The sequence below is a fragment of the Pantanalinema sp. genome (assembly GCA_036704125.1).
Lineage (GTDB): Bacteria > Cyanobacteriota > Sericytochromatia > S15B-MN24 > UBA4093 > JAGIBK01.
The window spans coordinates 1-19,574 of sequence record DATNQI010000042.1 but is presented as its reverse complement, the minus strand read 5'-3'; the positions used below and the strand labels follow the sequence as shown (position 1 = coordinate 19,574).

Genomic DNA, 19,574 nt, shown 5'->3' with positions numbered 1-19,574 from the left:
TCGCCCCTCCTTGGTGCGTGCCGTCGCGGCGCGTCAGGCGTTAGGGACGATGTAGCCCGCCGACATCAGGTCCTCGAGCACGTGCTCGGCATCCTGGTAGCGATCGGCGACGCCGAGGGCCAGGAGCTTGGCGAGGATCGGGCGCAGCCCCGCCGAGACGCCCAGCTCGTCGAGCCGGTAGGTCCCGCTCATGGGCTCGAACTGGGTGAAGGGGTGCCTGGCCGTGAGCAGGAAGAGGACCGTCGCCCCGAGGGCGAAGAGGTCGCTCGCGGGCATGGGGCTCATGCCGAGGAAGAGCTCGGGCGGGGTGAAGCCCTTGGTGAAGACGCCCGTCAGCTCCTCGGGCAGGCCGCTAGGGCCCAGCGCATCGGTGCGCGGCTGGATGTCGGTGGCCGCGCCGAAGTCGATCAGGTAGACATGCGCATCCTCGGTGAACATGAAGTTCCCCGGCTTGACGTCCCGGTGAATGACCGGCACCCGCAGGTGGTGCAGGTAGCTCAGGACCTCGAGCATCTGGGGCAGAAGGGTGAGGACCTGCTCCTCGCTGAAGGCGCCGTGCAAGCGCATGTACTGGCCGAGGGTGACGCCCTGGATCCGCTCCATCACCAGGTACATGGCCCCCTCGATCGTGAAGGCCTCGTAGAAGTAGGGGATGCTGTGGTGCTTGAAGGACTTGAGCAGGCGCCCCTCGCGCTCGAAGAGGAGGCGATCCTTGTCGCTCACCTGGCGCCGGTGCTGCAGCTGCTTCATGGCCAGCGGGCGCTTCTCCTTGATGTCGGTGACGGTGTAGAGGTTGCCGAACCCCCCCGTCTTCATCATGCGCTCCTCGATCCGGTAGCGCTGCTGGAGGACGTCGCCCGCCTTGAGGGTCTGGTTGGTGGAACGCCGGCAGCTGGGGCACTCCTCCATGCCGCTCAGGACCGGGGCGTCACAGCCGGCACAGCGGAAGTACATGTGCTGCGGTGCCTGCTTGAGGTCGTTGAGCTCGACCTGCTTTCCCATGAACATGCTGGGGTTCTGCTGGACGAACTTGAGAAAGGCGTTCACCACCTCGGGGGGCGCCTCGCTCGCCGGGCTGCGCGGAACGTTGCTGAAATCCATGGAGAGCCTCCTTGTGCGCACGGATCGAGAGGGAGATTTTTAACAAAAGTTCATAAATCATTGTAGCAAGCATCCCATGACCGATCAAGCCTTCCTCCGGGTCGCCCCCGTGATCCTCCTCACGCCGGCGCCGGCGGGCCATCCGCGCGAACGGGCTCAGCGTCCCCCTTCGATCCCCGGCAAGCACCCGAGCGCCCGGCGGCCTCGCACGAGCGGACTTGGGCGAAACGCACGTACGTCGTCTCGGCCAGGGCGTGTTACAAAGGGCCCGGCGAGATGCTTCTCGCCTGCAACGGATCCGCTTCCACCGCCCCATGGCCCGCGCTCGAGGTGAGAGGTGCGCTCAAGCCCTCACCATGCCGGTCTTTCGGCTCGCGTAGGAAGGCAGGACCCCCATGCGCATGTCAAAGCTCCCCCGCGCGCTCGCCGCCACCGCGGCGATCGCCCTCAGCGTCGGCTGCACGCAGGCCCCCACGACCTCCCCGCGGCCGACGACGCTCCCGCCCGTCTCGCAGGACGTGCTGCCCCAGGGGGGGCAAGCGGCGCCCGTGCCGGTGCCTCCGCTGCCCCCGGGCCCGGTGGTGAGCGAGCCTTGCCCGCAGCCCCCCTTGCCCCTCGAGAGCGGTCGCTTCGTGGCTTTCACCGCCCAGTCGTTCTGCCGCGGCATGCTCTTCGTCTACGACGACGCCGCCAAGGACGTCTACCTCCTGAACGGGGCGCTCGCGGGCCTGCCCTTCGCCACGGCCACCCCGTTCCAGTGGCAGGCCGTCTCGGCCCAGTGCTACGGCGATCGCTGGGTCGTCTTCGAGTTCGCGGGCGGCATCTACGCCTTCGACATGATCGCCCAGCAGCGCATCCTGCTCGCGCCGGACGGCCTGTGCTGGGGGGCCAGGCCCCGCATCTCGCAGACCGGGCTGCTCGTCTACATCGACGTCCGGGGCAACGTGGTGCTGCAGCAGTTCGGCCCCGCCGGCTTCCTCGCACCGACCGTTGGCGTGACCCTCACGGCGCTCGCGGCCGAGAAGGACGTCCAGCTCGGCCCCGACCACTACTTCTGGCCCGATCTGCCCTACTTCGCCCCCCTGTGCGACGTGGACATCACCCCCGACGGGCGCTGGATCACCGCCAGCCTCAACGGCAAGCTGTACCTCTACGACGTCCTGAACCCGCACCTCTTCCAGCTCCTGCCGCTGGGCGGGGGCGCGCTCGGCAAGGCCCCCGGCAACATCGCGCGCGTCACCGTCAGCCCTGACGCTCGGCTCATCGCCTTCACGGTCTGCGGGCCCAAGGGCGAGCGCTTGCTCTTGCTCGACCGCCAGACGGGGCTGATCGACACGGTGCCCTATGCCAACCTGGGCCTCAACGGCCCCTACACCGCGGTGCGCAATGCCAAGTTCCTCGGAGGCCAGCTGTTCTTCGAGGTCTGCACCGGGGTGGGCAGCCGCGTCTGGCGCTACAACCTCGATACCGGGCTCATCAGCGGCATGGTCATCCTCAACAACGCCCTGGGCGAGATCGGCACCGACGTCGGCGTCTGAGCGCCGAGCGGCGATATCTTCCGGCGGCTTCCGGCCGAGATGGCCGGGGGGCGTTCCCATGACGCGAAAACGGGGTATAGGACGATCAAGGCTTCCTTGCTCGCCCTGTCCCCCTTGGAGGTTCCAATGCCCATCAACGGCGTCCAGGGATCCGCCATCCCTGCCCTCAGGCCCCAGGCTCCGACCCAGCCGGCTCCGGCGCTCGAAGCCCCGCAGCCGGCGACCTCCCCCAAGGGGACCGACCGCCTCAAGCTGTCGGGAACCGCCCCCCTGCCGGCCCCGTCCCTCTCGGACGCGGTGGCGCGGGCCCAGGCCGCCCAGGCCGCGCCGCGCAAGGCGTTCGACGTCGACGAGGCGAGCGAGCGCCTCATCGCCCACCACGGGGGCGACCTCGACAACGCCTACTTCGAGTCGCTCGACCTGCGCAACACGACCAAGGAGCCGGGCTACGGGGCCAAGCTGAGCGCCTACAGCCAGAAGCTCGGCATGGATCGCGACCTCACCCCCGACGAGCTGCGGGACATCGAGCACTTCATGTTCGCCGCCGCCTCGATCTCCGAGCAGGGCTCCCCCACCGCCAACGCCAGCGACCTGGGGCGGGTCGGCACCGTGCTCGCGCGCGAGCCCCACGCCGTCGGGCTCGCGGTCCTCACGGTCGGCTACTCCGCGGCCAAGGCCGTCAACAGCGTGCTGCCCCAGGACCTCAAGTTCCTCAAGTCCCGCACCGCGCCGAGCCTCGACGAGGTGGGCGCGGGCCTCAAGGGCATCTGGCGCGGCATGAAGGACCGGGTGTAGCCGGCCGGGCTGAACGACCGAAAGGGGCGCGGGAATCTTCCCGCGCCCCTTTCTTGGATGGTCACGCCGGGTCCGCCACCTGGGCCCCGAAGTGGGCGTGGGCCACGTGGCGCGCCCAGACCAGCACCTCGGCGCCCAGGGCCTTGACCTCGGCCCACGCCGGGAGCCTAGGCTCGGGCTGGCGGGTGCGCAGGGCGATCGCCGCCCGGTACAGCTGGACCAGCTGCGGGTTGACCTCGCCCCCATCGCCCATCGCCGCGAGCGCGCGCAGGCGATCCGCCAGGCTCGGCGCGTAGCGGCCCTTGCTCAGGAGGATGGCATCCCCCAGCGCGCTGACGACCTCGATGCAGCGGATGAAGGCGAGGCGCACGATCCCCTGGTGCAGCCCCAGGGTGTCGCTGGCGCTCCATTCCGTGATCTCGCGCAGGGATGAGCCGACCTCGACCAGCGTCACGAGGCCGTGGGCCGAAAGCCGTTCGGGGGTGAGGCCCACGAAGGCCTCCAGCGGATCGTGGCCGCCGAAGCTCCAGCAGAGGTGACGGCCGCCAGCCACCTCGAAGGCGAGCTTCTCGTTGCCCCGCTCCAGCAGGGCGCGCGCGGTGGCGACATCGATCCGAAGCGAGTACCCGGCCTCCATGCAGACCTCCTCCAGGCTGGCCTGGATGGCCGCATGGGCCGCCCGCGCCTCCTCCTCGAAGTCCTCGGGCAGGAGGATCAGGAGGTGGGGGGTGTCGTAGGGAACCCAGCCCCCCCCCTCGCGGGCGACCCACCCCTGCGCGCGGCCGTAGTCGCCGATCACGTAGTGGGCGATCGCCTCGACGGGCAAGAGCTTGCGGGAGCCGAGCGCCGCGAAGGCGCGCTGCAGGAGGCCATGGACGGCCTCGTCGGCCGCCTGGCCGTGGGGGGTGTAGCGCGGAGCGGGTGCGGTCATGGCGAACCTCCGGCAAGGGATCGAAGAAGGGCGCGGCCATTGTCGCAGGACGCTTGAGTGCTAGCCTCTACAAAGCGACCAAGGGATTTCGGGCGGAGTGGCCTGGCTGCGGATCGCGCGCGCCCTCTCTCACCCGGATCCCTTGGAGAAGGCCGTTCGATCGACCCGCGGCGGGGTATGGTAACGTGTAACGGATCGCGCACAACCCCCCTTTCAAAAGAAGGAATCTCCCGTGAACAAGCATCTCAGGCTGCCACGCCTCGTGGCCGCCGCGCTGGCGCTCGCTTCGTGGCCCCTTTCAGGCCTGATGGCCCACGCGACCCCCGCCCAAGCCCCCAACGAGCTCGGCCGGGTGCCGGTCCTCGAGTACCACCGCTTCGGCCCCAAGGAAGACCGCTGGACCCGCACCTACGACAACTTCCGCAAGGACCTCGCCTGGCTCCACGCCAACGGCTACGTGACGGTCAACGCGAAGGACCTGGCGGACGGCAAGCTCGAGGTGCCCGCGGGCAAGAAGCCCGTCGTCTTCACCTTCGACGACGCCACCGCCGAGCAGTTCAAGTTCCTGCACGACGCCGGCGGCAAGGTCCGCCGCGACGCCAAGGGACAGCCCATGGTCGATCCCCAGAGCGCCGTCGGGATCATGGACGCCTTCTACGCCCAGCACCCCGACTTCGGGCGCGCCGGGACGTTCTACGTCCTGCCCAACCCCTTCGAGGTCGCGGCCGAATCGGGCGACAAGCTGCGCTACCTGCTTGCGACCGGGCGCGAGGTGGGCAACCACACCTACAACCACGGCATGCTCAAGAAGATGAGCCCGAACCAGATCACCAACGAGATGGTCAAGGCCCAGAACGAGGTGGTGCACGCCCTCGGCCGCTCCTACTCCTTCTCGACCCTCGCCTTGCCCTTCGGCATCTACCCCAAGGACGAAGCCGGCACCCAGGCGGTGATCGCCGGCGGCGCCCAGGGCCAGGCCTACCGCCACACCGCGGTCTTCCTGGTGGGCGCAGATCCGTCGCCTTCGCCCTTCGACAAGAAGTACAACGCCATGAAGGTGCCCCGCATCCAGGCCATCGACGACGAGTGGAAGCGGCACTTCCGCCGCCCTGCGGGCTTCGTCGGGGTGAACGAGGAGGCCTTCAGGCCCTACGTCTCGGACGGCAACCCCGCCACCGTCACCTTCCCTTCCAAGCTCCAGGACCGCCTCAACCCGCGCGCGGTGGGCAACCGCAAGACCGTCCAGCTTTCAGCCGCGGCCGGTACGGTCCTCGGCGGCGGCGGCCCGAGCACGCCGGCCCCCGCGGCTCCTGCCGCCACGGCGCCCATGCGCGTTCACCCGGGCTACGCCAACGCGGCTTTGCCCGCGGGCGGCGAGTACGTGGGCGGGAAGATCTTCCACACGGTCCAGAAGGGGCAAGATCCGACCGATCTGGCCAACATGTACCTGGCCATGACCGACTACTACACCCGGCCGTCGCTCGAGAAGGCCCTGCTCTCCAAGAACGGCCTCAAGGGCTGGATCCCGGTCGGCAAGCGCATCGAGATCCCCGGCGTGCGCGCGAGCGCCGTCGTGCCCAAGCGCGTGCCCAAGCCCAGGACCTTCGACGCCCGGGGCATCTACGTGACCCAGACCTCGGCGGGCACCGAGCGCGTCTTCACCCTGGTCAACCAGATGAAGCCCCACGGCCTCAACACGGTGGTCTTCGACGTCAAGGACATGGACGGCCACCTGGCCTACGACAGCCGGGTGCCGCTCGCCGTGAGCACGGGCGCCAGCAAGGGCGCCATCATCCGGGACGTGCCCAAGCTGGTGGACAGGCTCCACCGGCAGGGCGTCCACGTGGTGGCGCGCCAGGCCCTCTTCCACGACGCCTTCCTCGCCCAGCGCGCCCCGCGCCTCGCCCTCAAGTCCAAGAGCGGCAAGCCCTGGCGCGAGAAGGGCAAGCTCGTTTGGGTGGACCCGAACAACCCCGAGGTCCGCGCCTACAACCTGGGCATCACCAAGGAGCTCCTCGCCATGGGCGTGGACGAGATCCAGTACGACTACATCCGCTTCCCGGCCATGGGCGCCATGCAGGACATCAACTACTCCTTCGACACCACCAAGACCCCCAAGCACGCGATCATCACCGGCTACCTCAAGGAGGCCTACCAGGTGGTCAAGCCCACCGGGGCGCTCTTGAGCCTCGACGTCTTCGGGGTGGTCGCCTGGGACGAGGGGGTGGACGTGAAGCACACCGGCCAGCGCATCGAGGACCTGGCCAAGTACGCCGACGTGATCAGCCCCATGGTCTACCCGTCGCACTTCTACCCGCCCTTCCTCGGCCACAAGTCCCCCGCCAACGAGCCCTACTACTTCGTCAACGAGGGCGTCAAGCGCACCATGAAGAAGACCGCGGGCACCGGCATCGTGGTCCGGCCCTGGCTCCAGGCCTTCAAGTTCATGGTCCGCGGCTACGGGCCCGAGTACGTGGCCACCCAGATCAAGGCGAACGACGACGCCAAGGGGATTGGTTACTTGCTTTGGAACGCGGGGAACAACTACGACATAGGCCTCCAGGGCGTCAGCTCGGTCGAGAAGACCAAGGCGGCGCTCAAGAAGCCAGTCTAGCCACAGCCCAAGCAGGGAGAACCGCGTCGTGAGCCATTCGCCCTTGGTCCCCCGTGACCTCAAATGCCCGGTCTGCAATCACGGGTTCAAGCTCCACACCCCCAAGAGCTCGGCCTCGGTCCTCAAGCGCCGCGACGCGGACTTCTGCCCCTACTACGACGGTCCGAACCCCCTCTTCTACGCCATCTGGGTCTGCCCGGCGTGCGGCTACGCCGCGCTCAAGGACCACTTCCGCGAGCTCTCCGAGCGCGAGCGCCCCACGGTCAAGGCCACCCTCGAGGGGGCCCCCGAGATCAAGCGGCACGACTTCAACAAGGAAGAGCGCACGCTCTTCGCCGCCATGCTCAGCATGCAGCTCGCCCTGCGCTGCTACGAGGCGCGCAACGCCCCCGGCGAGATCCGGGGGGGGATCCTGCTGCGCCTCGCGTGGACCTGCCGCTACGGCAACGATCGCAAGCGCGAGCGCGCCTACCTGGAAGAGGCGATCGCGGCCTACATGGCCGCTTTCGACAAGGGCCTTCACGCCAGCTCGGCGATCAGCGAGGCCCACGTCGCCTTCCTGATCGGCGAGATGCTGCGCCGCACCGGCCAGGGCCAGGAGTCGATCCAGTGGTTCGTGCGGGCCATCCAGAGCGACGCCAAGCAGGGCGAGACCTACCGGATGGCCAAGGACCAGCTCTACGAGGCCAAGGAGTCGATCCGCTTCTTCGAGTACCTCAAGGCCGTGCCGCTGCTTCAATCCCTCGCCGCCGACGAGCTGGCGCTGCTCTCGGCCCTCACCCGCAACCGCACCTTCGTCCCCGGCAAGACCATCTGCCGGGAGGGCGATCCCGGCGACAGCATGTTCATCGTGATGCGGGGCAGCGCCCGGGTGTCGGTCGGCGACCAGCCGGTCGCCATGCTCAAGCCCGGCCAGGTCTTCGGCGAGATGTCGCTCTTGAGCGGCCAGCCGCGCAGCGCGACGGTGGTGGCCGAGGAGTCCGCCGAGCTGCTCGAGATCGATCGGGTCGCCTTCAAGACCCTGTTCAAGGCCAACCCCACGATCGCCGCCGAGATCGCAAGCACCGTGGAAGCGCGCCGCGAGACCAACGACCGCATCCTCCAGGATGGCGAGGAGCCTGACCTCTCGCGGCCCGTCACGACCTCGGAAGAAGGCGGGGCGCCCGAACGCGGCGGCGAATCGGGCCTCATGTCGCGCCTGCGCGGCCTCTTCGAGCTCTCGTAAAAAAATCGCTTAAAAAATTTTCATCACATTCGCCGAAACCACTGGTTTTTTTTCGGCGGATGCGGTACTTTATGACCAGGGTTGGTTAAGGTCACTTTAACCAAACATAAAGCCCAGTTGAAAGTCATTTCCGTCGTCGCCTGTTGATAGGAGAACGTCACGTCCATGAAGAAGCTGTTGGCCCTTGTTGCGGCAACCTCGATGCTGGCCGGTTGCGGCCTCTCGCTCCCCGGCATGAACACCGGTAACGACCAGAAGGTCGCCACCAAGCGCAAGCTGCCCAAGGGCGCCAAGAAGTGGACCGTCATGGTTCACCTGGCCGCCGACAACAACCTCTACAACTTCGGCCTGCAGGACCTGAACGAGATGGAAGCCGGCATCAACGCCGACGACGTGAACGTGATCGTCCTCTTCGACGGCAACAAGCAGGGCGACTCGGCCGTCTACGAGGTCAAGAAGGACCCCGCCGGCAAGAACACCACCTTCGTCTCGACCCCGATGACCGACCTGCCCTTCATCCCCGCCAACAAGGAGATCAACTCCGGCGACGTGAACGTGGTCAAGGCGTTCGGCGAGTGGGCGATCGCCAAGTACCCCGCCGAGCACTACATGATGAGCTACTGGGACCACGGCTCGGGCATCTTCCGCGGCGGCGACTTCATCACCAAGGGCTTCGGCTGGGATGACAACGGCACCCACCTCAACACCAACGACCTGAGCAACCTGACCCCGGCCTTCGCCAAGGTCGCCGGCCAGCCCATCGACGTCGTCGGCTTCGACGCCTGCCTCATGGCCCACGCCGAGATCGCCTACCAGATGAAGGGCTCGGCCAAGTACCTGGTCGCCTCCGAGGAGCTCGAGCCGGGCGCCGGCTGGGACTACGCGGGCTGGCTCAAGAACGTGACCGGCACCACGGCCCCCGCCCAGATGGCCGACGTCCTGGTCAAGTCCTACGCCGGCAGCTACAGCGGCCGCGAGGACCTCACCCTCTCGGCCACCAGCATCGACGCGCTGACCGGCAAGCTCGTCCCCGCGATGAACAACCTCTCGGCCGCGCTCGTCGGCGCCATGCCCGCCGAGAAGGCCACCATCGCCGCGGCCCGCACCGGCACCCAGAGCTTCTACAACAAGGACTGCGCCGACATCGGCTCGTTCGCCAAGCAGCTGCTGGCGAGCAACGTCTCGGCCGGGGTGAAGGCCGCCGCCCAGGACGTGCTCACCGCCGTCGGCGCCACCGTCACCAGCGAGGTCCACAGCGCCTCGCGTCCCAACGCCACCGGCCTGGTCGCCTACTTCCCCAACGCGAACCAGTCCTACAACGCCAAGTACGACAACCCCGCCCTCATCGCCTTCTCCAGCGAGGGCTGGAAGAACTTCCTCAAGGCCCTCACCCAGAAGTAGGCCCTTCGCAGCAAGACGGCCCCCCGGTATCCGGGGGGCCGTCACTGTTTTCCCCGCCCCCCGGTGGGGCGGGGCTAGGGGTGGGGGGATAAAATCGAGTTCCTTGTGCCCTCGGCGGGGAGGGTTCAGGCGAGTACGTCGTGCCAGCGCGGGTTCGCCGCGAACCACCCCAGCGTATCGACCAGGAGGCGAAAGAAGCGCTCGGCCTCGGCGCGGTCGCGCCTGTCCAGGCCCCGCGCGACCAGGCTCAGGTAGAACTCGACCCGCGCGGTCGAGACCACCCAGGACAAGGTGGCACGCTCGAACGCCTCCAGGGGCCGGACCGACTGGTAGCCTTCCAGGAAGGCCCGCAGGTGATGGGCGTCGGGGAGCGCACGGCCGGCGAGGATCTCGGGCCACGCGAAGCCCGCCGGGATGAGCGAGAGGGCCAGGTCGTAGACCCACGCCTCCACGTTCCAAAGATCGAAGTCGATGACGTCGCTGACCGCCCGGTCCTGCCAGAACAGGTTGCGCTTGATGAAATCCCCGTGGATGATCCCCCGCGGCAGGCGAGCGAGGTGAGGCTTGAGGCGCCGGTGCCACTCTTCCAGCCAGCTGAGACAGGCCTCCCACTCGGGTTGCGCGGCGAGGAACGGCGCCAGGACCGGCGCCTCCTCGTAGAGGGCAGCGAGGCCGTGGCGCACCGAGGGCGCGGCCATGAGGCGGTAGCGGGCGGTGATGCCCCGGAAGGGCTTGGACTCAAGCAAGGGGGAATCCGAGAGCGCCAGGTGGAAAGCGGCCAGGGCCGCTCCCATGGCGTGCGTCTCGACGGGTGAGGCGCAGGGGGTGAAGACCGGGGCCTGTGCGTACCGGTCCTCTCCTCTGGCCCGCTCGAAGAGGGCGAAGGGCAGTCCCTCGTCCCAGGCAAGGGTCGTGCTCCGAGCGGTTTCCAGCAGGCGCGGGGTCGGGAAGCCCTTCGCCACCAGGCGCATGATCAAGGCATGCTCGGCGAGAATCGCCTCGGCGCTGCGCTCGCGCGGGTCGTAACACTTGGTGAAGTACACGCCGTGCGTCGTCTCGAACAGGCAAGCCGCCGAGTTGACGCTCAGGCCGTTGCGGACGATCCCCACGAAGGTGCCGAGTTCGGGATAGCCGGCCGCGACCCGAACGAGCACCGCAGGGTCGATGAGAAGAGGCGCCTGGCTCATGGCAGGGGCCGTTGCGCGAGGGTGTAGCGCAGCCACGGCGTAAAGCCGCACCGCCCGTAGAAATCAAGCAAGTCCGTCCAGTCGATGACCGTCTCGCGCGCCCCTTGCGCGCGAAGCTCCTCGAGGCCCCGCACCAGAAGGGCGAGGCCCAGGCCACGGCCCCTCAGGGTCTTGCCCATCCCGATGGGGCCGAGTGCCGCGACCTCGGGAGCGAAGCCCGCCCAGCGCAGGGCCCCAGGACTTCCCGGCACGTGAAGCTGGGCGAAGCCCTGCGGCACGCCGTCCATGAACACCCCCATGACGTGGCGAACGTCCGAGCCGCTGCGCAGCAGGAGGTCGGTGTCTCGCGCCCAGCGGCCGGCGAAGCTCTCCTGGAGGAAGGCGACGAGTGCTGCTTCCTCACCGGGCGCGTAGGGGCGAATGACGATGTCCGGCTGGGCGCGCAGCGTCACTTCGACCGAAGGCAGCGCAGCCCCGACGTCCAGGCGGCGCCGGACGTCCCAGACCTCCTTGAAGGGCGAGAAGCCGCGCCGCTCGAAGAAGGCGAGCGCCTCCGGGCTCGAGGCGGGAATCCCCGGCATGAAGTGGTGGAAGCTTCCCTCGAGCAGGACCTTCTCGGCCCCCTGCGAACACAGAAGCGCGATCGCTTCCTCCAGCAGGGCCGAGCCGATCCCCTGGCGCTGGTGGGCGGGGTGCACGGCCATGAGGGCGAGATACCCCCGCGAGGCGAAGCGATCGCAGCCGGGATAATCGCCGCGCCACTGCTTGGTCATGACGAAGCCGACCGCCTGGCGCTCGCGCGTGGCCACGATCAGGTCCCCGGGCACGAAGCCGGGATCGCCCTCGGTGTTAGCCGTCCAGAGGGAGGGCATAATGGGATGGCGATCGCCCATGGCCGCATGCCAGACGGTCAGTAGTTCCGAGGCCTGCTCGGGTCGATAGGACTGAAGCTCGATCACGCGGCCATCATACCATCGCAAAAGGAGTGAAGGTGCGTCTCAAGGGACTCTTGGCGCTCTTGGCGCTGTTGACCGCCGCCTGTGCTCGCCCGGCCACGGACGCCGTCACCTTCTCGACCTGGGGCTCGATCGAGGAGATCGAGACCCTCAAGCCGCTCCTGGCCGACTTCGAGCGAGAGAACCCCGACGTCAAGGTCAAGCTGATCCACATCCCCGACGAGTACCCCCACAAGATCCGGCTGCTGGCGGCCTCGGGGACCCTGCCGGACGTGCTGTTCATGGAGAGCCAGACCCTCTCGGGCTTCGCCAACCGGGGCGTGCTGCGCGACATGGACGCGTTCCTGCGCAAGGACGAACAGCTCAAGCGCAGCGAATTCTACCGCCCGGTGCTCGATGCCATGTCGTGGAAGGGCAAGCTCTACGGCATCCCCCGCGACCTCTCGAACCTCGTCATCTTCTACAACAAGCGCCTCTTCGACGCCGCGCGCGTCCCCTACCCGAATGCGGGCTGGACCTACGAGGAAATGGTCGAGAAGGCGCAGCGCCTCACGAAGGGCGACCAGCAGTTCGGCATCGGGTTCGCGCCCTTTCCCCTCTACTGGCTGCCCTACCTCTGGAGCGACGGCGCTGACGTGATGGACGCCGACATGCGGCGCTCGACCTTGCTCGAGCCCAAGAGCCTCGCCGCCCTCCACCGCTACCTCGACCTGCGGACGAAGTATCACGTGGCCCCCACCGAGGCCCAGGTCGGAAACGCCCGCATGAGCCAGCTCTTCGCGCAGGGCAAGCTCGCCATGATGGTGGGTGGCCGCTGGGTGGTGCCCGGCTTCCGCAAGAAGCTGGACTTCGGCTGGGACGTGGCCCCCTTCCCGAGAGGGAAGACGGGCTCGGTGGTGGACGCGGACGCCTCGGGCTGGAGCATCGCGAAGAGCAGCAAGCAACCCGAGAAGGCCTGGCGCCTGGTGCGCTACCTCGCAAGCAAGAAGAGCATCGCCGCCTTCACCGAGAGCGGCCTCATCGTGCCCTCGCGTCCGGACGTCGCGAACTCGAGCGCCTTCCTGGGCTCGGGTCCGCCCGCCTCGAGCAAGGTCTTCCTGGACGTCATCGCCGCGGCGCGGCCCACCCGCACCCCCCCCAGCTACGACGAGATCCTGTACGAGCTGATCGACGGCTTGCCGCCTGCCTGGAACGGCGAGGCTGAACTCGAAGCGACCTTGCGCCCCATCTCCGCGCGCATCGATGCGCTCCTGCAAGAGGACCGCCCATGATGAGCCCCTTGCGCCGCACGGAATCGCGCTGGGCCTTCTGGCTCCTCTTGCCCGCGCTCCTGGGGATCGGGCTGTTCACGGTCCTGCCCACCCTCGGCTCGTTCGCCCTCAGCTTCGCCCAGTGGGACATGCTGGGCGCCCCGCGCTGGGTGGGGCTCGCCAACTACGCGGACCTCGGGCGCGACCCGCTCTTCTGGCGGGTGCTCGCGCAGACCGGGGCCTTCGTCCTGCTCTACGTCGCCTTGGATGTGGCGCTCGCCGTGGGGCTCGCCATCGCCTTGAACCAGAAGGTCCGAGCACTCGGCCTCTACCGCACGGCCTACTTCCTGCCGGTCGTCACCTCCATGGTCGCGGGCGCCATCCTCTGGAGCTGGATCTTCGATCCGCGCAGCGGCCTGCTGAACGCCCTGCTGGGGCTGGTCAACCTGGGGCCCGTGCGCTGGCTCAGCGACCCTCACTGGGCCCTGCCCTCGCTCGTGGTGGTCAGCGTCTGGAAGAACCTCGGCTACGACATGCTGCTGGTGCTCGCGGGGCTGCAGGCCATCCCTTCCCAGCAACTGGAGGCCGCGAGCCTCGACGGGGCCGGGGCCATCCAGCGCTTCCGGTTCGTCACCCTTCCGCTGCTCGGGTCGACCCTCGTGATGGTCACCATGATGGCGACCATCCGCGCGTTCCAGACCTTCGACACCGTCTACCTCATGACCGAGGGCGGCCCGCATCGCTCGACGACGATTCTCGGGTACTGGCTCTTCCAGAACGCCTTCACCTACTTCAAGCTCGGCAAGGCCTCGGCCCTCGCCTACGTCCTCTTCGCCTTCCTCGTCCTGCTCGGCGCCGTTCAGTGGTGGAGCCGCAAGGCCCTCAGCCACCAGGAGGAGGATCGATGAAGCCACGCCACCTCGCGACCCTGGTCCTCGCCGTGGGCGCCCTGTTGATGGCCGCTCCCTTCCTGCTGATGGTGGGCACCTCGCTGATGACCTACGCCCAGACCGTGGCCTACCCGCCCGAGTTCTGGCCGAAGCCCGCCACCCTTGCGAACTACGCCAAGGCCCTCAAGGAAACGCCCATCCTGCGCTACCTCGCCAACAGCCTGCTGGTGGCCCTGGTGACGGTCGTTGGGCAGGTCGTGACGGGCTCCATGGCGGGCTTCGCCTTCGCGCGCCTGCGGTTCGAGGGGCAGAACGCCCTCTTCTTCGCGGTGCTGGCCACCATGATGGTGCCGATCTACATCAACCTGGTGCCGCTCTACTCTTTGATGGCCTTCTTCGGCTGGGTCGATACCTACCAGGCGCTCATCCTGCCGGGGCTGACGGGGGCCTTCGGGATCTTCCTGTTCCGGCAGTGGTTCCTGAACCTGCCGAGCGAGCTTGAGGACGCCGCGCGGATCGACGGCTGCTCGCCATGGGACATGTACTGGCGCGTGGCCCTGCCGACGGCCCTTCCGGCCATCGCGACCCTCGCCATCTTCGAGTTCCTGGCCTCCTGGAACACCTTCCTCTGGCCCCTGGTCGTCACCCACTCCGAGCACCTGCGCACCCTGCCGGTGGGGCTCGCCGCCTTCCGCAGCAGCATGAAGGAAGCCACCGACTGGGGCCTGCTCATGGCGGCGACGGCGATCGCGGTTTTCCCCGCGATCGCCGTCTTCGCCGTCGGTCAGAAGTACTTCGTGCGCGGCCTGCTGGAGGGTGCGGTCAAGGACTAGCCCCCGAACCAGCCCTTGACGGTGTTCCAGGCGCTCTTGGCGCCCTCGGCGACCTTCTTGCCGAGGCCTCCGGCCTTCTCGCCCGCGGCGATCCCGTCCAGGACGGTCAGGGCCACGCCTGCACCCTTGGTGCGGGAGCGGGGCAGCTCGGTGCCGCCCGGGGCGATCGCGACGAAGAAGTTGTCGAGGCCGGTCCCCACGTTCTTGACCTTGAGGCTCGACCACTGCTTCTCGAACTCCTCCTGGCTGACGCGCTGGGGCTCGAGGCACGCAGGGTCGTTGATGAGCAGATTGGTCTTGCCCGTCTTGGGGTCGGTCTCGTAGCCCGTCACCACCACGTAGTGCAGCGTGGTGTCGCTTGGGTTCGCGTCGGGGTCGATCATGACCTCCAGCGGGATGCCCTTGTCGAGGAACTGCTTGAGCTCATCGACCGAGCCCTTGTTGTACATGGCGGCGCTGAGGCCCTGCTTCCTGGCGAAGGAGACGATCTCGTCGGGATCCGTCGGGCCGTCCATGGCCCGGATCTTGGCGTCGACCTCCTCGCGGGTGATCTTCTTTCCGAAGTGCTGGAGGATCATGGTGAGGCTGGTGGTACCGCACGCGTTCTGGGCCTTGCCCGTGTACTGGTAGAGCAAAGGAACGTCGAGCTGCTTGCGCTTCACCGTCTGGTTGAGGCGATCGGTGCTCGACGGCGGCTTGCTCGCGGCGGCAGCGGCGTCCTTGCCCGCGCCGGTAGACGAGGCGCGCAGCCTGGCCGCGGCAGCGGAAGCGGCGGCGGCCCCGGAGGACGGCTCGGTGATCTTGTTGCTCATGAAGGGGGCCCTCTCGGTCAAGATGGTCGCTTGGTTCTATATTCCCCGCGCGCGACAAAATCTTGACACCCGGCCCCATCATTCCATCGTTCAGGAAATTTTCTTGCGGGCCGCTGCGTCCTCACCGGCCAGGTACTCGCGGACGCTCAGGTTGCCTTCGAGGATCTGGTCGGTGTGCGCGCCCGGCTCGACCGGGAACGAGTTGTCCAGCACGCGGGCCCAGGGCGTGAAGACCTCGCGATCGCTGTTGAGCCGGCGAAAGACAAGCCCCCCCGGGCTGGGGGTGACTTCGTAGACGACTTCGTTGAGGGTGATGAACATGAAATAACCTCCCGTGACGGCAAGACAGCCAAGGGAAGGTTATCACGTGATTATTGCGTGAAGATGAACTCCGTTTTTGAGCAGGCTTAAAAAGCGATCGGCGCATCCAGGCGCGCGCCGGCCCTGATGCGCGCGCTCTGCTCGGGACTGAGGGTCGCCACGCGCCCGCAGACGTCGACGAGCACGTGACGGCGCGGGGTCTCGACCCTCCAGAGGTAGCCGAGCACCGCATCGTGCTGGGGCGGGCTCGTCTCGGCGTAGACCCGCTCGGGAGGCGCCACGGGCGCCTCGAAGCGCTCGACGATCAGGCGATCCAGGCGCTGCCTGCCGTAGACCGACGCGGCCTCGGCCCCTTCGGTCGGCATGTCCGGGACGGTGTAGCCGTTGCTGTAGTAGGTCCCGCGCGCGGCGAGGCCCACGTGGCACGCCACCGCCCAGCGCCCGCGGAAGAAGACCGGCACCACGAAGTAGTCGTCCCGGTGGGAGGAGAGCGATCGCACCAGGAAGGGGCGCCCGACCTGGGTCCGATCGTAGATCGCCTGCGCCCAGGGCGAGTGGACCCGATCCAGGACCGCGTTGAAAGTCCCAAGGCCGAACGCCCCGTGGATCGCGGTCGAGACGACGACCTCGTCGCGGGTGAGGGCGGCCTCGTCGGTGACCTCGCGCGGCAGGTACCCCGCGTCCACGTCCACCAGCCGCGTCAGGTCGAAGCGATAGGCGTCCTGGACCGTCACCCAGCTCCCCTCGCGCCTGAGGATCGCCTTGGAGTGCGCAGCGGCATCGCTCGCCTTGAGGTGGCCCTCGGCGGTGGTGGTTGCCTCGAAGTTCTGCTTGGGCATGCAGGCGCTCAGAGCGAGCGCTGCGAGCCCTGCAACGAGTAGGTGGCGCCCTGCCGTCCGCATGGGCCTAGCCGAAGAGGCCCATCTGCATGGCGGGCTTGAAGTCCGCGAGCTTGCGGATGGCCTGGCAGAGCTGCTCCACGTCGAACATGGCGCGGTGGTGGCCCTCGCTGCTGATGCTGAAGGCGTTGAGGAGGCTCTTGAGGCCGTGGCCCTTGAGCTGGCCATTGCGGCCGAGCACCCACACGGCCAGGGCCTGGGTGTCGATCTTGAGCTTCTCGAGGGGCACGGCCCAGACCTTGTGCCGGATCTCGGCGGCCTTCAGGAAGTCCCAGTCGAAGTCGATGTTGTGGGCCACCGCATACATCATGCCGTGGCGCTCGGCGAAGGCCTTGAGGTTGCGGAAGGCCGTCTCGGGGTCCGGCGCACCCTTGAGATCCTCGGGGGAGATGCCGTTGACCGCCATGGCCTCCCGGTCGATCTCGGCCCCCTCGAACGGCTTGATCAGGGTCTCGAAGCGATCGACCTCTTTCAGGGTCGCCATGTCCAGCACGATGGCGGCGATCTCGATCGGCGCATGCTTGGCGGGATCGGTGCCGGTGGTCTCGAAGTCGAAGACGAAGAACTTGGTGGGCAGGCTCATGGGGGCGGAAGCTCCTGGCAGGGAAGGCGGTAACCACGCCATTATAGCAAGTTCGGCCGCCCAGTTGGGCGGCCGAAAAGGGATCATGCCGCCCCGTCGGCGGGCGGATCGAGCGGGTGGCCCGGCTTGACGTTGTAGTCGCGGTGGGTGAACGGCGCGTAGGCGATGTCGGTCGGGCTCACGAAGTCCGACTTGATCGCCGGGCGCGAGCGCTCGGGCAGATCGTCGATCAGCTCCCCTAGTAGCGGCAGGCTGCCGGTCTCGTCCTGGATCCACTCCAGGCCGTCGAGCAGCTTGCCGACGGCCTGGGTGCGGCCGTCCTTGGGACCGTAGAGGTAGGAGGCGAAGGTCTCGGCGTGGGGAAGGACGGCGGCCAGGAGGTCCTTGGCGGTCCTGGCCGCCTCGAGGTAGTTGACCCCGCTGTGGCTCACCAGAGCGGCTGCGTCCATGACAAAGCCGGTCCCGATGGCTCCGCGCGCCTGCTGCCGCTTGAAGAAGCCCGTCACCCCCTCGAAGGCGCCGTCCGCCTCCGCCTTTCGGTAGGCCGCGCCGGCCCCCTCGAAGCGCGAGAAGCCTTCGCCCGCCAGGAGCTTGCCCAGGGTCTCCTTGAGGCGCGCGCGCGCGCCCGGCGTCTTGCAGATGCCCGCGGTCGCGTCGCACTTGGCCATGACCTCGTCCACCAGGTAGCGCACCATGGCCTTGGCGTCGGGCTTGGGGCTCTTGTTGACGAACTTCATCGTGCGGTCCATGAGCGCCGCCCGGTCCTTGGGCTGCAGGGCGTCGATCACGGACTCGAGGGCGACCATCAGCTGGTCCCGGTCGCTGGACTTGGAGACGGGAAAGGAGATGTTCGCACCGCTCGGGCTCGCGTAGGCCAGATACGTCAGCTCGCTGCAGTAGAAGGCGTCGGTGAGCTTCTGGTCCCCGTTGCGGTTGGTGAAGGAGTAGTCGTAGGGCTTGCCGAGCTGGCTCTCGGCGTAGCGGACGGCGCGATCGATCGCCCTGGCGGCCTCGGCCTCGGGAATGCCCTCGGTCGGGCGGATGATGCGGGTGCTGACCGCCTGGTACGAGTTCTCGGCGATCGGGCTGCGGCGCACCACGCTCGATCCCGGCGCGTCGGGGTCGCCCGTGATGCCCATGGCCTCGACGAACTCGGGCGGCGCCTCGTCCGAGACGCAGATCACCGTGTGGACGAACGGTCCCTTGGTCATCTCGGAGACCATGTTCTCGCTGTTCCAGGTCTGGACCAGGATGTCGCCCTTGCGCACGTCCTCGACCATGCGCGACAGCTCCGGATCGCTCGCGATCCGCCTCGCCGCCTCCAGCATGGCGACCGGGTCGCCGTAGCGGGGCGAGAAGGGGCCTTCCTTGCCCTTGCGCCCCAGGGCGGTCGCAGCCTCCCGGCCGTCCTTCTCGAGGCAGGCCTTCAGCTCCGCATAGTTGTGGGGCAACAGGCCCGCCCCGAGCAGCCGGATCTCCTCGGCGCCGAGGCCGTCGGTGCTCGGCGGGGCCTTGGGAGCGGCGGGAACGGCAGGCGTGAGGGCAAGGGCGTCGCGAGAGGTCGCGCGCGGCGGCTCGAGCTCGGTGGGTTGTTCCGTCTTGGGCTGCACCCGGCGCGAGAAGAGGGAGCGCAGCGACCCGAGGGCGGTCTCGATCTTGAACATGGAGCGACTCCGGCATGAAGGCATGAATTTGCGTCCTATCCCTTTCATCCGCGACGGATCGCCGATCCTTGCGTCCCCGCGCGCGCCCTCGACGGGGTAGAATCGGGGGATGGAACCCTGAACGCCGTCCACTCAGCAGGAGGAAGCCATGCGATCCGGAAACCCCACCCTCACCGACAAGACCTTCGAATCGCGCCCCTGGGCAGGCGAGGAGGCCATGACCGTCCCGGGCACAGTCAACAAGACGCTGCTCTCGCTCCTCATCCTGGTCGCCGGCGCGAGCATCACCTGGCAGCTCTCCGGCACCAACCCCGCGCTGCTGCCGGCCCTGTCGGGCCTCGGGCTCCTGGGCGGCCTGGTCGTGGCCCTGGTCACCGTCTTCAAGAAGGAGTGGTCACCGCTCACGGCGCCGCTCTACGCGGGCCTCGAGGGGCTCGTGCTCGGCAGCGTCTCGGCCTTCGCCGAGGGCCTGTACCCCGGGCTGCCCATGCAGGCGGTCGGCCTCACCTTCGGCACCCTCTTCAGCCTCCTGCTGGCCTATCGCTCGGGCCTGATCCGCGCCACCGAGAACGGC

18 protein-coding genes are annotated in these 19,574 nt (G+C 68.1%); 9 read left to right on the top strand and 9 right to left on the bottom strand.

Translation table 11 applies throughout. From position 1 onward, the window contains the following. Positions 1-33: 33 nt before the first annotated feature. Entirely contained in the window at positions 34-1,101 is a 1,068-nt protein-coding gene (locus tag V6D00_06895; GenBank protein HEY9898893.1) for a serine/threonine-protein kinase, read from the bottom strand. A 395-nt stretch (positions 1,102-1,496) separates the two neighbouring features. On the opposite strand from V6D00_06895, the gene V6D00_06890 reads away from it, so the two are divergent. After that, the gene (locus V6D00_06890) at positions 1,497-2,639 is read left to right on the top strand and encodes a hypothetical protein (protein ID HEY9898892.1); all 1,143 of its coding nucleotides are present in this window, start codon (positions 1,497-1,499) and stop codon (positions 2,637-2,639) included. Between the two features lie 126 nt (positions 2,640-2,765). Next, positions 2,766-3,434 (top strand): hypothetical protein, encoded by a 669-nt coding sequence (locus tag V6D00_06885; GenBank protein ID HEY9898891.1) that lies wholly within the window; start codon positions 2,766-2,768, stop codon positions 3,432-3,434. A gap of 61 nt (positions 3,435-3,495) precedes the next feature. Here the strand turns inward: V6D00_06885 and V6D00_06880 are convergent, their stop codons facing one another. Further along, the gene (locus tag V6D00_06880; GenBank protein ID HEY9898890.1) at positions 3,496-4,365 is read right to left on the bottom strand and encodes a hypothetical protein; all 870 of its coding nucleotides are present in this window, start codon (positions 4,363-4,365) and stop codon (positions 3,496-3,498) included. A 232-nt stretch (positions 4,366-4,597) separates the two neighbouring features. On the opposite strand from V6D00_06880, the gene V6D00_06875 reads away from it, so the two are divergent. The 3 genes from V6D00_06875 (at position 4,598) to V6D00_06865 (ending at position 9,605) form a co-directional block, all read left to right on the top strand. After that, complete coding sequence (locus V6D00_06875; protein HEY9898889.1) at positions 4,598-6,979, top strand: putative glycoside hydrolase; 2,382 nt, start codon at positions 4,598-4,600, stop codon at positions 6,977-6,979. Positions 6,980-7,007: 28 nt separating this feature from the next. Continuing rightward, a complete protein-coding gene (locus V6D00_06870) occupies positions 7,008-8,204 on the top strand; it encodes a DUF2225 domain-containing protein (GenBank protein HEY9898888.1) in 1,197 nt (398 codons plus the stop codon). 165 nt (positions 8,205-8,369) lie between these two features. Further along, positions 8,370-9,605 (top strand): clostripain-related cysteine peptidase, encoded by a 1,236-nt coding sequence (locus V6D00_06865; protein HEY9898887.1) that lies wholly within the window; start codon positions 8,370-8,372, stop codon positions 9,603-9,605. A 125-nt stretch (positions 9,606-9,730) separates the two neighbouring features. On the opposite strand, the gene V6D00_06860 is transcribed toward V6D00_06865, so the two are convergent. Together V6D00_06860 and V6D00_06855 are read right to left on the bottom strand one after the other, a co-directional pair. Next, positions 9,731-10,792: a phosphotransferase gene (locus V6D00_06860; protein HEY9898886.1), complete on the bottom strand. Its 1,062-nt coding sequence runs from the start codon at positions 10,790-10,792 to the stop codon at positions 9,731-9,733. Continuing rightward, entirely contained in the window at positions 10,789-11,751 is a 963-nt protein-coding gene (locus tag V6D00_06855) for a GNAT family N-acetyltransferase (protein ID HEY9898885.1), read from the bottom strand. The genes V6D00_06860 and V6D00_06855 overlap by 4 nt, the downstream gene beginning before the upstream one ends. A gap of 32 nt (positions 11,752-11,783) precedes the next feature. Between V6D00_06855 and V6D00_06850 the strand changes: the two genes are divergently transcribed. Genes V6D00_06850 through V6D00_06840 form a run of 3 tightly spaced genes read left to right on the top strand, consistent with a single transcriptional unit; the run spans position 11,784 to position 14,721 of the window. Beyond that, positions 11,784-13,019 (top strand): sugar ABC transporter substrate-binding protein, encoded by a 1,236-nt coding sequence (locus V6D00_06850; GenBank protein HEY9898884.1) that lies wholly within the window; start codon positions 11,784-11,786, stop codon positions 13,017-13,019. Then, entirely contained in the window at positions 13,016-13,906 is an 891-nt protein-coding gene (locus V6D00_06845) for a sugar ABC transporter permease (GenBank protein HEY9898883.1), read from the top strand. The genes V6D00_06850 and V6D00_06845 overlap by 4 nt, the downstream gene beginning before the upstream one ends. Then, positions 13,903-14,721, top strand: coding sequence for a carbohydrate ABC transporter permease (locus tag V6D00_06840; GenBank protein HEY9898882.1), 819 nt, complete (start codon positions 13,903-13,905; stop codon positions 14,719-14,721). Before V6D00_06845 ends, V6D00_06840 begins: the two co-directional genes overlap by 4 nt. On the opposite strand, the gene V6D00_06835 is transcribed toward V6D00_06840, so the two are convergent. The 5 genes from V6D00_06835 to V6D00_06815 all read right to left on the bottom strand — a co-directional run bounded on the left by V6D00_06835 (position 14,718) and on the right by V6D00_06815 (position 19,000). Continuing rightward, the gene (locus V6D00_06835) at positions 14,718-15,533 is read right to left on the bottom strand and encodes a C39 family peptidase (GenBank protein ID HEY9898881.1); all 816 of its coding nucleotides are present in this window, start codon (positions 15,531-15,533) and stop codon (positions 14,718-14,720) included. The two genes, V6D00_06840 and V6D00_06835, sit on opposite strands and share 4 nt — an antisense overlap. Before the next feature lie 90 nt (positions 15,534-15,623). Further along, positions 15,624-15,854: a hypothetical protein gene (locus tag V6D00_06830; GenBank protein ID HEY9898880.1), complete on the bottom strand. Its 231-nt coding sequence runs from the start codon at positions 15,852-15,854 to the stop codon at positions 15,624-15,626. Between the two features lie 86 nt (positions 15,855-15,940). Then, positions 15,941-16,693 (bottom strand): hypothetical protein, encoded by a 753-nt coding sequence (locus tag V6D00_06825; GenBank protein HEY9898879.1) that lies wholly within the window; start codon positions 16,691-16,693, stop codon positions 15,941-15,943. 67 nt (positions 16,694-16,760) lie between these two features. Continuing rightward, complete coding sequence (locus V6D00_06820; GenBank protein ID HEY9898878.1) at positions 16,761-17,336, bottom strand: 3'-5' exonuclease; 576 nt, start codon at positions 17,334-17,336, stop codon at positions 16,761-16,763. 83 nt (positions 17,337-17,419) lie between these two features. Next, the gene (locus V6D00_06815; protein ID HEY9898877.1) at positions 17,420-19,000 is read right to left on the bottom strand and encodes a YiiX/YebB-like N1pC/P60 family cysteine hydrolase; all 1,581 of its coding nucleotides are present in this window, start codon (positions 18,998-19,000) and stop codon (positions 17,420-17,422) included. 148 nt (positions 19,001-19,148) lie between these two features. On the opposite strand from V6D00_06815, the gene V6D00_06810 reads away from it, so the two are divergent. After that, positions 19,149-19,574 (top strand): Bax inhibitor-1/YccA family protein (locus V6D00_06810; protein ID HEY9898876.1); only part of this gene is annotated, 426 nt, incomplete at its 3' end.